This window comes from Hymenobacter swuensis DY53 (assembly GCF_000576555.1).
Lineage (GTDB): Bacteria > Bacteroidota > Bacteroidia > Cytophagales > Hymenobacteraceae > Hymenobacter > Hymenobacter swuensis.
On sequence record NZ_CP007144.1, the window covers coordinates 58,822 to 71,403 of the forward strand.

The 12,582-nt window shown below is 58.7% G+C and carries 10 protein-coding genes; 8 read left to right on the plus strand and 2 right to left on the minus strand.

Annotation, left to right across the window (positions count from 1 at the left end):
- Window positions 1-12 precede the first annotated feature (12 nt).
- From HSW_RS00500 to HSW_RS00510, 3 genes are all read left to right on the plus strand, one after another.
- Window positions 13-1,221 carry an alpha/beta hydrolase-fold protein gene (locus tag HSW_RS00500; RefSeq protein ID WP_071883043.1) on the plus strand — a complete coding sequence of 403 codons (1,209 nt, stop codon included), beginning with the start codon at window positions 13-15 and terminating at the stop codon, window positions 1,219-1,221.
- 827 nt (window positions 1,222-2,048) lie between these two features.
- Complete coding sequence (locus HSW_RS00505; RefSeq protein ID WP_044000335.1) at window positions 2,049-2,369, plus strand: ArsR/SmtB family transcription factor; 321 nt, start codon at window positions 2,049-2,051, stop codon at window positions 2,367-2,369.
- Window positions 2,366-2,863: an SRPBCC family protein gene (locus tag HSW_RS00510; RefSeq protein WP_044000336.1), complete on the plus strand. Its 498-nt coding sequence runs from the start codon at window positions 2,366-2,368 to the stop codon at window positions 2,861-2,863. The genes HSW_RS00505 and HSW_RS00510 overlap by 4 nt, the downstream gene beginning before the upstream one ends.
- A 350-nt stretch (window positions 2,864-3,213) precedes the next feature.
- Here the strand turns inward: HSW_RS00510 and HSW_RS00515 are convergent, their stop codons facing one another.
- Window positions 3,214-3,591, minus strand: a complete 378-nt coding sequence (locus HSW_RS00515; protein WP_044000337.1) for a hypothetical protein — start codon at window positions 3,589-3,591, stop codon at window positions 3,214-3,216.
- Between the two features lie 191 nt (window positions 3,592-3,782).
- Here HSW_RS00515 and HSW_RS00520 point away from each other — a divergent pair, with 191 nt between their 5' ends.
- From HSW_RS00520 to HSW_RS00540, 5 genes are all read left to right on the plus strand, one after another.
- Window positions 3,783-4,070 (plus strand): hypothetical protein, encoded by a 288-nt coding sequence (locus HSW_RS00520; protein ID WP_044000338.1) that lies wholly within the window; start codon window positions 3,783-3,785, stop codon window positions 4,068-4,070.
- Window positions 4,071-4,515: 445 nt separating this feature from the next.
- On the plus strand, window positions 4,516-5,799 hold the full coding sequence (locus HSW_RS00525) for a sensor histidine kinase (protein ID WP_044000339.1): 1,284 nt from the start codon (window positions 4,516-4,518) through the stop codon (window positions 5,797-5,799).
- Between the two features lie 27 nt (window positions 5,800-5,826).
- Window positions 5,827-6,567 carry a LytR/AlgR family response regulator transcription factor gene (locus tag HSW_RS00530; protein WP_044000340.1) on the plus strand — a complete coding sequence of 247 codons (741 nt, stop codon included), beginning with the start codon at window positions 5,827-5,829 and terminating at the stop codon, window positions 6,565-6,567.
- A 211-nt stretch (window positions 6,568-6,778) separates the two neighbouring features.
- Complete coding sequence (locus HSW_RS00535; RefSeq protein WP_044000341.1) at window positions 6,779-7,675, plus strand: ABC transporter ATP-binding protein; 897 nt, start codon at window positions 6,779-6,781, stop codon at window positions 7,673-7,675.
- A gap of 12 nt (window positions 7,676-7,687) precedes the next feature.
- On the plus strand, window positions 7,688-11,266 hold the full coding sequence (locus tag HSW_RS00540; protein ID WP_052345947.1) for a M1 family aminopeptidase: 3,579 nt from the start codon (window positions 7,688-7,690) through the stop codon (window positions 11,264-11,266).
- Window positions 11,267-11,435: 169 nt separating this feature from the next.
- Here the strand turns inward: HSW_RS00540 and HSW_RS00545 are convergent, their stop codons facing one another.
- The gene (locus HSW_RS00545; protein WP_044000342.1) at window positions 11,436-12,545 is read right to left on the minus strand and encodes a ligand-binding sensor domain-containing protein; all 1,110 of its coding nucleotides are present in this window, start codon (window positions 12,543-12,545) and stop codon (window positions 11,436-11,438) included.
- Window positions 12,546-12,582: the final 37 nt, after the last annotated feature.

Here is a 12,582-nt window from a genome sequence, read left to right on the forward strand (position 1 = left end):
CGACACCATTCCGTGAAATCCATTTCCCTCCTCTTCGCTTTATTCCTGTTTTCATTTGGCGCCAGTGCGCAGCGCAGCAGCCCCCCTATCCTTGGATTTGAGGAAACGATTCCTTCCGCCATCCTGGGGCTGAAACGCAGCGTGTTAATTCACTTGCCCGTGAGTAATGGCGGAGATAAGAAGAAAGATACAGGGCGTTATCCGGTCATCTACCTGCTGGATGGGCCGGACAATTTCAACTCCGTGGTGAGCATCGTGGAGCACCTGGAGGAATCAGGCCTTTGTCCACCCATGATGGTGGTGGGCATCGCGCACGAAGACCGACTACGGGAGCTCACCACCGGGGTCGACAAGGAATTCCCGGGCTCGGTCGGCACGGGCGAAAAGTTTATGTCCTTCGTGGGAAAGGAGTTGATTCCTTATATCGATGCAACGTATCCAACGACTACCTACCGGACCTTTATCGGTCACTCCGTCGGTGGGCTGACAGTCGTCAATACGCTACTACATCAACCCAGTCTGTTTAACGCCTACGTTTCACTGGACGGGGCGCTCTGGTGGCGAGAGCACCAGGTAGTGAGAGAAGCCCAGATGCTATTGCTCACTCAACAGTACAAGGGCAAGGCACTGTTCATGGCGCTGGCCAATCGACTGGAACGGGGAGTCGATACCGTAAGTGTGCTGAAAGATACGGGCTCAACGACTGATCTTCTGCGCAGCAACCTTCGCTTTATCCAGGAAGTCAAGAAGAATAAGGCAAATAATCTATTGTTTAAACACAAGTTTTACGAAAATGACGACCATGCCTCCGTGCGGCTGATTGGCGAGTACGATGCCCTGCGATTCGCTTTTGGCTTCTACCAGCTGAAAATCTACGACAGCGAGCTGCAGAACCCCGATTTTGATTTGAAGAGCCTGCTCACCAAGCACTACCAGGACGTTTCAGAGCGAATGGGCTACGCGGTTAGACCCAGCGAAAACCAGGTCAACAGCCTAGCTTACGCCATGCTGCGAGCAAAGCAATTGAAAAAATCTAAGGCATTGTTTGAGCTGAACGTAGCAAACTATCCTAACAGCGCGAACACGTACGATTCAATAGGCGACTTTTACCTCGAAACCGGGAATAAAGCCAAAGCGATAGAGTTTTTTAAGAAAGCGCTGCAACTGGCGGAAATACCCGAAACGCGAAATAAGGTGAATGCATTATTGCCTGTCAAGTAATTACTTACCTGCTGCAAGCTACCCAACTCCCGCCTGAAGTGTTGCCATCTCAGGCGGGAGTGTAGTTTTTCCGACGTCCCCCTAAGAGACTCGCTGCCTTGATGGAAATGTATTGTTTGCTGTCCGGTTGGTAATCGACATGCAGGGACTGGCCTCTTGTCGCGCCGGTGATGCTCAGCCCCAAATGGACCTTGGTTTAACTTTTGTACCAAACTGTTCACTAAGGCTAGGCTTGGCTAGTGTTCCAGGGCCGCCTTTGCCAGAGCAGGTCGCGCAGGCTGGCATTGCCCTGACGATGCATCCCTGAGCTGAGGTACACCATCCGGGCGGGACGGTTAATGAGACAGGTGAGCACGTAGGGAGCCAGCGAGTTGATAGCGAGCAGTGGCGGCCTTGGTTAACAGTTTGGTACAAAGGTTAAACGAGGCGTTGCCTACCGGTCACTGGGCACCGCCTTGTTCACGCCCAGCACCGGGTGTTTATGAACAAAACCTCCGGCTCGTTTCGCCTGAAGCTTTGGGCACCTGAGTGTAGGACTTGGCAACGCTTCCTAGTACCCGCGATGCTCCTTCGTGGATTGCCGAATACTCCACCTTACTGCCTGACTGTGTCGTTCGCGCGGTGGCCGTCCCGTTTCCATCGCGCATTGACCTTCGCTGTTGCTTCTGAGGCGACTTTCCGTGCTCGTGTTTGAAACGCCCCTCCCCGAACAGATACTTGAGCAAACGTTTTAGACGACTTCGAGAGAAATGATTGCAAAGGCATTTGCGAAACCGACTGGTTGCACATATATTTGCAACCAGTCGGTTTCATAAAAATGAATTCCCATGCGCAGAGACATTTTCCAAGCCATAGCCGACCCGACCAGGCGGGCTATCATCGCCTTAATTGCCCTACAGGCAATGACCCCAAACGCCATTGCCGAACACTTCCAGACCAGCCGACAAGCGGTGTCCAAACACCTTCGTGTGCTAACGGAATGTGAACTGGTCACACCGGAACCACACGGCCGGGAAATTTACTATTCCCTCCACCTCGAACGGCTGCAAGAAGTGGATCACTGGCTGGGCCAGTACCGGACGCTGTGGGAAACGCGGTTCAATCAATTGGACAACGTATTATCCACCCTAAAAAACCCGAAAACATGAGCGACCCTGTAGCATTTGATTTTGCTGTTGACAAAGCAGCAAGAACGGTAACCATTACCCGGGAATTTGACGCGGACCTTTCCTTGGTATGGGATGCGTTTACCAAAGCCGAACTACTGGACCAATGGTTGCCCCCGCATCCTATGACCGCCAAAACCAAATACCAAGACTTCCAAGTGGGTGGCAAACGATTTTATGCTATGGTCAGCCCCGCAGGCGAGGAGCGCTGGGCCCTGCAGGAATACACCGCCATTACGCCGAAGACCAACTTCGTATTGTACAATGCGTTTGCCGACAAAGATGAAAACGCCGAACTGCCCGGTTCGGAATGGAATTATACGTTTAGCGAGCAAAACGGCACCACCACCGTGCGCATCTCGGTGTACAATGAATCCTTCGAAAGAATGGAAAGGATACTTGAGGGCTTCACCACGGGAATGAAGATGTCCCTGGGCAACCTGGACAACCTGTTGACAACCTTATCTGGCAGATAATCGCGTCTTACAAACAGCTGTCAGACTAAAAACAACGGACAGCAAGCTGTTTGCAAAGCAGGGCCGAGTAAGAGCTTTTCCACAATTTGTTTGAACACCTAAGACCGCGGCAGTGGGGCCAAAAAGCCATAGTGGCTGTTGCAGAACTCACAGCAAGGCCTCACAAAGCGGCTTTCCGAGCTAACCATTACTCGAAAACACCGTTTCTCAGGCGGTTTTAACGTGCTGAGTGCTCGCTCAGGTAGCCTTTGATCATCTTGACCGAGTTCTGCAACAGCCACGGTCGGATTAGCGAAAGGAGCATTTCGCTTGTCGGTGTTATTTCAGGTGCTGCTTCTGGCAGCACATCCTTACGCTTTCGTAGCACTAACCACGGACAGCAAAAGGGTGAACGCCAACAGGGCAAACCACACTAGGAGGACCCCAACGCGTAGCAGCCCCTTCTTGATGCCCCGCAGTGAAAATTCAGGAAAAAACATGCGTTTGTAACAGACATCCGCCAGTTTTTGGCCTAAGGCCATGATGCCACCGGCTATCAGAAGCAACGACCACCCGGGCAGTGCCAGGTGCAGGGCCCATTGGCTGACCATCACGCACGCCACGACCGGAAGGGCAATAAAGCAGCCCAAGAAAAAGGCCGCTTTGATGCGCCCGATTTCCCCTCGATAGGCCTGTATCGCATAACAGACCCCCATCAGCAGCCGAAGCCCTTTATTTAATATTTCCAAATCGCTTCTGTTTGAGCCTCCTAACGCAATTCTGCAGCCCCGTTTGATACCGAAATTAAAACATGAGCGGCCTGGGACGCAAAGCACGCATCGAGGGTTCAAGAAAACGGTGGCAAGGTAAACGCGCGCCATTAAATCATAGGAGGGTATGTTTGAGCAATTAGAAACCTCTTCTAAATCACTGGTTTTACATGGCCACCCGCTATACACTTGCTTGGTTCCGAAGCGAAATCGAGCCCCGATTATCCGGGTTCTCGCTGGCCTACCGCTCTTTTGGGGAAGGCGATTTTGGCACCTTGGAGCGGGTCGAATTTGAATCCACAGGACTGATGGGCGGGTTCGATTTCTGGAGTGACGAATGGCTCGACCTGCATGTGATTGACCCAACCATAGGAGAAGAGCGACTAAACATTCTTTTGGGCCCCGACAAGGAATCGGAAAAAAAACAGGCCGTCGCCGACTTTTTAGCATCGCTGTAAGCCGCATCTGTATCGTTCAGCGAAACGGTCGTGGCCTAAACGCGGCAATTCAGTTGAAGCAGCGTTCCAATGTTACCACAGGATGACGGGTCCCTACGACGTTAGCTTGCAACCCTACACTTTCTTCCTCAATCGAGCGTGCAAGTGGTTCAGACGCAGCGGTGAAACCTGTGCGGCACTTTGCATATGGTCCCGATGGTCGTAGGTTCAGTTCCTAGCGAGAGTCTCCGTCATTACCCGCAACAACCGCAGGCTTAGCAAACAGCTGCTGCCTGGCTTTTCTGCTTTATTACCTGCTTTTAGCATCGCGTAAACCCTAGTGCGCTGGCATTCAAACATTCGTCGCTTTCTATATAAGTACGAGGGGTATCCCACTTCTTCTGTTGCCGCGCCGATAGTGCTTTCAGGCAGAACAGGTTGTGCCTAATTCCCCTACTTTTAGCCGATGGGCATATACGTGAGAGGACTGCGCTTGCTGGCGTGGTTGGTTTTCCTGGTGTTGCTCCCTCTTGGTGTCACCGGGCGGAACGAGCACGAATGGCCTGCCGGGGGAGCATTTCTAGTTGACCAGCAGGGAAGGATATGGGAAGCCGCCCAGCGGGGCCTCTGGCTCCGTGAGGGTACCAGGAAAACCCAGTTCACCACCCAAAACGGCTTGAGCAACGATACCATCACGGCGCTTGCCCAGGATGCCAGTGGACAGGTATGGGTGGGCACCCGCGAAGGACTGCTGGTGTACGAAGGGGCGGAATTTCGGGAAATCAGCTACGCGCAGGGGCTGTCCAGCAAGCACATCACGGCGCTTTACCAGTCACCTGGGAGTGACTTCTGGATTGCGACCAGTGCCGGCGCGTTGCGCTCCGCCGGTGGTCGCTTGGAGCCGGTAACGGCCTTGCGCGGCACTGCCGTCGCGTTTGTCGGCGAGGATGCCCATAACTGGGTATTCGTCACCAATAAGGGAATCCGGCGCCTGCCGAAAGAGCAGCCGGTTAGCTGGCAGTGGCTGGGCTGGACGGCGGGCGGGCTCCTGTTGGCGGGTGGCGGCCTGTGGGGTGGCTGGCAGTGGCGCCGGGGGCAGCAGGTGCGGCTGCGCCTGGCCCAAACTGAGCAGCGGGCCCTGCTGGCCCAGATAAACCCGCACTTTATCTTCAACTCCCTGCAGTCCATTCAGAACTACATCCTGCGGCAGCAGGCCGAGGCCGCGCAGCACTACCTCACCCGGTTCGGCGGGCTGATGCGGCTGATTCTGGAGCAGTCGCGCCAGCCGCTACTCCCGGTGCGGGCCGAGCTGAGCATGCTGCGCAGCTACCTGGAGCTGGAGGCCCTGCGTTTTGAGGGGCAGTTCACCTACCAAGTAGCGGCCGACGATGCCCTGCTAGACGAGGAGATTCCCGCCATGCTCCTGCACCCCTTCGTGGAGAATGCTGTGTGGCATGGCCTGGCCCACCAAGCCGGCCGGGGCCACATCGATGTGCGCCTGACCCGGGAAGCCGATTACCTGGTGGCCGTGGTGCAGGACAACGGGGTGGGCCGCCAGCGCGCGGCCGGGCAGCCGGGCAACCACGTGGGCTACCCGTCGCGGGGCTCGGCTATTATGGAGGAACGGATTGCGCTGTTGAACCGGCAGGCACACCACCCCATTACCGTCGTTATCACGGACCTGAACAGCGCCGACTCCCCGCCCCAAGGCACCCGCGTGGTGGTCCGCATTCCGCGCCTGCATTCCTGACTATTCGCCCTTATCTGCAATTTGCCCGTGACCCGCACCATCCTCATCGACGACGAAACCAACACCCGCGAGGCGCTGCGGGGCTTGCTGCTGCACTACTGTCCCGACGTGACTATTATCGGCGAAGCCGCTTCGGCGGAAGCAGGCCTGCAGCTGCTGCGCGAGCAAACGCCCGACCTGCTGTTTCTGGACGTGGAAATGCCGCTGGGCTCGGGCTTCGACTTGCTTGACATGCTGGGCACGGCCTCGTTCGACATTATCTTCACCACCGCCCACGACCGGTATGCGTTGCGGGCCATCAAGTTTTGTGCCCTCGACTATCTGCTCAAGCCCGTGGGTGTGGCCGAGCTGCGCGAGGCCGTGGCCAAAGCCCAGCGCCAGCAAGCCCCCGTGGCCACCCAGCTGCACACGTTTCAGGAAAACCTGCGCGAGCGCAACGGTCCGGCGGGCAAGGTGGTGCTGCCCACCATGCAGGGCTTCGAGGTAGTGGACGTGGCCCGCGTGGTACGCTGCCAGGCCGACGACAACTACACGCTGTTCGTGCTCGAAGGCAAGGAGAAAATCCTGGTCAGCCGCACGCTGAAGGAATATGAGGAGTTGTTCAGCGACTACGGCTTCATCCGCGTCCACCAGTCCCACCTCATCAACGCCGCCCACGTGAAGCGCTACATCAAAGGCAGCGGCGGTTACGTGCAGCTCAGCGACGACTCGATTATCGAAGTGTCGCGCCGTAAAAAAGACGAGCTGATGAAGCGGTTTCAGGCGTGATTTCCGACTCATTCGGCCTCTACCGCCCGGAGCCGAATGCCGGACCGCCAGTTGTTTAGCGATGAAGAACTACGTCAGGCTTGCCGGATACTCGCCGGGGCTGACCACTTACTCATTGTGCCTTTCAGGAGCGGGAGAATAGGTGGACGTTTGTCCCAGTAAACCGCGTGGCAGCTGCCGCGACCCCACCCTCTCACTCCCGACCCGCACCATGGAACTGACCATCAAAAATCTGTCGAAAACCTACCCCAACGGGGTGAAGGCCCTCGACAACGTGAGTTTGACCATTCCGCAGGGCATGTTTGGCCTGCTCGGGCCCAACGGCGCCGGCAAAAGCTCGCTGATGCGCACCATCGCCATGCTGCAGGCTCCCGACAGCGGCAGCATCCACCTCGACGCCATCGACGCGCTGGAGGATAAGATGGCTTTGCGCCGGGTGCTGGGCTACTTGCCCCAGGAGTTCGGAGTGTATCCGCGGGTGTCGGCCGAAGACCTGCTCGACCACATGGCCGTGGTGAAAGGCATTGTGAACCGCGGTGAGCGCCGGGAGACGGTGAAGGCCCTGCTGGAGCAAACCAACCTCTACGACGTGCGCAAGCGCAGCATCAGCACGTTTTCGGGCGGCATGAAGCAGCGCTTCGGCATTGCCCAGGCCCTCATCGGCAACCCGCTGCTCATCATCGTGGACGAGCCCACCGCCGGCCTCGACCCCGGCGAGCGGAACCGCTTCTACAACCTGCTGAGCGAAATCGGCGAGAACATCATCGTCATTCTGAGCACCCACATCGTGGACGACGTGCGCGAGCTGTGCCGCAACATGGCCATCATCAACGAAGGGCGGGTGCTGTTTGCCGGGCAGCCCCAGGCCGCTATGCACGAGCTGAAGGGCCGCGTCTGGGAGCGCACCATTGAGAAGGCCGAGCTGGCCGAATACCAGCAGGAATACGCCGTGATATCGACTAAGCTGCTGGCTGGCCAGCCGCTACTGCACGTGGTGGGCGACGACCTGGGGACCGCCGGCTTCCAGGCCGTGGAGCCTAGCCTCGAAGACGTGTTTTTCTCCACCATTCAGGGAAAAGCCGCACAATCTGTTCTCGTTCACGCCTAAACCCGCCCGCTCATGTTCACTGCCTTCCTTCGCTTCGAGCTGGCCACCTGGCGCAAGCACCCGCTGAGCTACATCTTCCTGGCCGTCACCTTCGGCCTGACGTTTCTGGCCATGCTCTGGCCCAACCTGCAGATGGGCCAGGACCTGCGCAACCTGCACGTCAACGCCCCCTTTGCCATCCTGAGCCGGGCTGCGGCCATGACCATGCTGTGCCTGCTGTTCATCACGGCCATCATGGCCAGCACGGCCACCCGCGACTCCGGTTCGGGCTACGCGCCGGTGCTGTACGCTGCGCCGCTCGAAAAAGCAGGCTACCTCTGGGGCCGCTTTGCTGGCGGCGTGCTGGTGGCCGTGCTGGCTTTGCTGGGCGTGCTGGTGGCCATCGCGCTGGGCACCCCGCTCAGCGACCAGGCGCGCGTGGGCCCGTTTGAGCTGGCGCCCTACCTGCATGCCTTCGGCTTGTTCATCGTGCCTAACGTGGTGCTGGCCGGCGCCATCATCTACTGCCTGACGGTGCTCACCCGCAACACGGTGTACGCTTTTATCGCGGCGCTGGGCCTGCTGGTGGGCTTCCTGCTGGTGGGCCTGCTCACGCCCAACCTGGAAACCCCGGCCAGCGTGCTGCTGCTTGACCCCTTCGGCCTGCGCACCCTCCACGCCCTGACCAAGTACTGGACGGTGTCGGAGAAAAACACCCAGGTGCTAGCCCTGGCCGGACCGCTGCTCACCAACCGCTTGGTGTGGCTGGGCATCGCCGGCGCCCTGATGGGCCTCACCCACGGCGTGTTTTCCTTCACCACCTCAACCGGCACCGCCAAAAAGCGCCGGCTGGCCGACGCGCCTACGGCTAAGCGGACCTCAACTCCCACGCCCCGGCCCCGGGTGCAGCCCCGGCACGACCGCGGCGCGGCCCTGGTGCAGCTCACGCAGCAAGTTCGCCTGGACTTGCTGGGCATCCTCAAGAGCGTACCGTTCTGGCTGCTGCTCGGGCTGGGCGTGGTGAACCTGCTCAGCATTGCAGCCACGGCTTCGGAGCGCGAAGGCGGGCACTTCTTCCCGGTCACCTACACCATGCTCGACCTGATAAACGGTACCTACGGACTGTTTGTCATCGCCGTGCTGGTATACTACGGCGGGGTGCTGGTATGGAAAGAGCAGGACGCCTGCCTCGACGGCATCCTCGATGCCGCGCCGCGCCCCTCGTGGGTGCCCTACGCGGCCAAGCTACTGACCCTGGTGGTTATTGCGGCCCTGCTGACGGCCGTGGGCGTGCTGGTATGCGTGGCGGCGCAGGCCCTGCAGGGCTACACCAACTTCGAGTGGGGCCTGTACGGTAAGGCCGTGTTCGGCATCGAATTCACCCGCTACGTAATGGTGGCCGTGGGCACGGTGTTTCTGCACGTGCTGCTGCGCAACAAGTTTCTGGCCTATGGCCTGACGGTGGTCATCATTCTGCTGCAAAGCATCAGCGGCGCGGCCCTGGACTGGAACAACAACCTCTTCCGCTTCGCCGATACGCCGGCCTTTACCTACTCCGACATGAACGGCTTCGGGCCTTTTGCCGAAAGCATCCTGTGGTTTAAGCTCTATTGGGCGGCCTTTACGCTGCTGCTGGTAGCCCTTACGGCCGGGCTGTGGGTGCGGGGCCGGGCCGTGGGCGGCACCTTCAGCGGTTCGCAGCTGCGGCAGGGCTTCACCCCGGTGTTGCGGGCAATGGCCGCCACCGGCCTGCTGGCCTGGCTGGGCCTGGGTGCCTGGATTAACTACAACGTGGCGGTGCGCAACGACTACGCCACCACAGCCGGCGAGCAGCAGGTACAGGCCGACTACGAAAAGCAATACAAGCGCTTCGAACGGTCGCCCCAGCCCCGCGTAACGGCCGTCAGCCTGCAAGTAGACCTCGTGCCCGAAGCCCGCGCCGTGCAGGTGCAGGGCCAGCTGACGCTCGTTAACAAAACCAGCCGCCCGCTCGACACCCTGCGCCTGTCCTACGGTAGCTACCTCGAAGACTACCGGTTCCGCATCCCCGGCGCGCGGCTGGCACTTAACGACCAGCGCCTGCGCTTCCGTAGCTACGCCCTGCACCCCGCCCTGGCCCCCGGCGACTCGCTGGTGCTGAGCTACTCGGCCCAGTACCGTGCCCGGGGCTTCGAAAACAAGGTTTCCCGGCCCCTGATTAACAGCAACGGCACCTTCCTCAACAATTTCGAGCTGGCGCCCACCATCGGCTACACCCGCAACCTGGAGCTGGAAAGCGCCACCGACCGCGCCAGGCTGGGCCTGCCCGAGCGCCCCCGCATGGCCCCGCAGACCGACCGCGCGGCCTACGCCAATACCTACATTTCCACCGACGCTGATCGCCTGCGCTTCGAGGCCACCGTGAGCACCAGCCCCGACCAGATTGCCGTGGCTCCCGGTACCTTGCTGAAGGAGTGGCAGGCAAACGGCCGCCGCTACTTCCACTACCGCCTGGCTGCGCCGGTGCTCAACTTTTACTCCATCACCTCGGCCCGCTACCAGGTGCGGCGCGAAAAGCTGGGCGGCGTGGACCTGGAAATCTACTACCACGCCGCCCACCCCTACAACCTTGACCGCATGATGCGCTCGATGCACGCCTCGGTGGCCTACTACGGCCAGCAGTTCGGGGCCTACCCCCAGCAGCAGGCCCGCATCATCGAGTTTCCGCGCTACCAGCAGTTCGCCCAGGCCTTTCCCGGCACCATGCCCTACTCCGAAGGCCTCGGTTTCATCGCCCAGCCCAGCCCCGACGACCACGACGTGGACCGCACCTACCGCGTGGTGGCCCACGAAATGGCCCACCAGTGGTGGGGACACCAGGTCACCGGCGCGGCCGTGCAAGGCGCCACCTTCCTGTCGGAGTCGGTGTCGGAATACCTCTCGGTGCTGATGCTGGAGCGGCTCTACGGCCCGGCCAAGGTGCTCACACTGCGGCGCTACGCCCTCGACTTTTACCTGCGCGGCCGGGCTTCCGAGAAGGTGCGCGAGCTGCCCCTGCTCTACAACGAAGACCAGCCCCACATCCACTATGCCAAAGGCTCGCTAGCCCTGTACTCGCTGCGCAGCTACCTGGGCGAAAAGCGCCTCCACGGCGCGCTGGCCCAGTTCATGCACGACTACCAGGGCCGTCCCGCACCCTACCCCAACTCCGGAGACCTGTATGGCTACCTGCTGCGGGCCGCCCCCGACTCCCTTCACTATTTCGTGCAGGACCAGCTCAAGCGCATCACGCTCTACGATAATCAGGTGCAGGAAGTCGCCTACCAGAAGCTCCCCGACGGCCGCTATCAGGCCATTATCCAACTGGAAGCGCATAAGCGCTACGCCAACGAGCTGGGCAAGGAAACCGAAGCGCCTTTGCACGACTACATCGACGTGGCGCTGTACGGCACAGCCAGTCAGGTGCTTTACCGCCAGCGGGTGCTGGTGACAGGCCCCCGCAAAGTCCTGAAAGTAATCGTGCCCGCCGTCCCGCAAAAAGCCGTCATCGACCCGGATCTGCTGCTCGTCGACCGCCGGCCGGAGGACAACAGCCGCGCCGCCGTTGAAATTGGCCGGCAGTCAGGCCAGTGAGGTGTTTTCTCACTCCTAAAGAAGTGGAAATCAAACCCTGTTCCTGCAGGCCATTAATGGCCTGTAGGAACAGTTACTTTTAAAATGCCTCCACTTTCCAGTGTTTACCGAAACGGTCCGAACAGCAAAATGGGGGTTTATTCGTCTGCGAACAGCCGCAAATTTGATGTTAGCGATTGGTTGCCGGCTTGGGTTTATAGTCCGAATAAGTACTAAAAGTTTTTCCATCGAACAGGTAGAGACCTGTTTCTCTCGTACCCACCCACAGCTTTCCAGTGTTATCTTCCAAAATGGACCACACCCCCGGCGTGGCGAGTCTCTCTTTAGTGGTAAAACGGGTGAACGATTTCCCATCGTACCGGCTAAATTCATTGCCGCCAAACCACAGGTTTCCCTTTTTGTCTTCTACAATCCGCATGATTTCACCGGGTAAGTCAAAAGGTGTAAAGGATGTGCCATCGTACCGGTAGGCCCCGCCCCAGTTGCTGAACCAGATATTCCCGTCTTTGTCTTGCACTTGCGGCCAGCCCCAACTGTGCGCTTTGGGCTTTGGCCCATTTTGAAATAATTCCGGTAACGGGAGGTGGGTGACCGATTTCCCATCGTACCGGTACACGCCGTCGTTGGTCCGTCCACCAAACCACAGGTTGCCGGCTCTGTCTTCAAAAACCCGTTCTGCTTTGTCGTTACTCGTCAAAAAACCATTTGCGGCCGCATCAACTGCAAACGGCGTAAAGGAATGGCCGTCGTAGACGTACACCCCGTCGATGGTGACAAACCATAGTTTGCCGTTTCTTGCCTGTAGCATACTGGACACCCCGTGCGAGTCGCTGTAGTAGGGATTTGTGTTGGGCGGCAGGTTATTGGGTAACGGAATCGGGACGGGGGCAAAGGTTTTCCCATCATATCGACAAAGGCCCGCGCGCGTACCTATCCAGAGGGTACCCGCTTTGTCTTGCAATAGGGAAGAAACCTCGTTACTGGGCAGCCCATCGGCCACGACAAATTGCCGAAATGAGTGCCCGTCGTATCGATACAGCCCGTTTTGGGTGGTGCCAAACCACAGGTTGCCGGCGTTGTCCTGCAGGCTGCAATTCACATTACCGTACCGGGGGTTACCGAGAGTTTTAATCAGTTTTGGGTGGTCACCAGCTAGTCCGTTTGATTCACTGCCTTTTTCGGTGGGCAATGCTTTTTCCGCTGGCCCGTTGCAGGCAGTACCCCAAAACAGGATGGCCAGAAAAGCAAACGCTTGCGTTGGAGAGCAATGTTTTTTCATGGTGGAAATGGGCTGTTAGTGAAGCTTTTTATCCCGT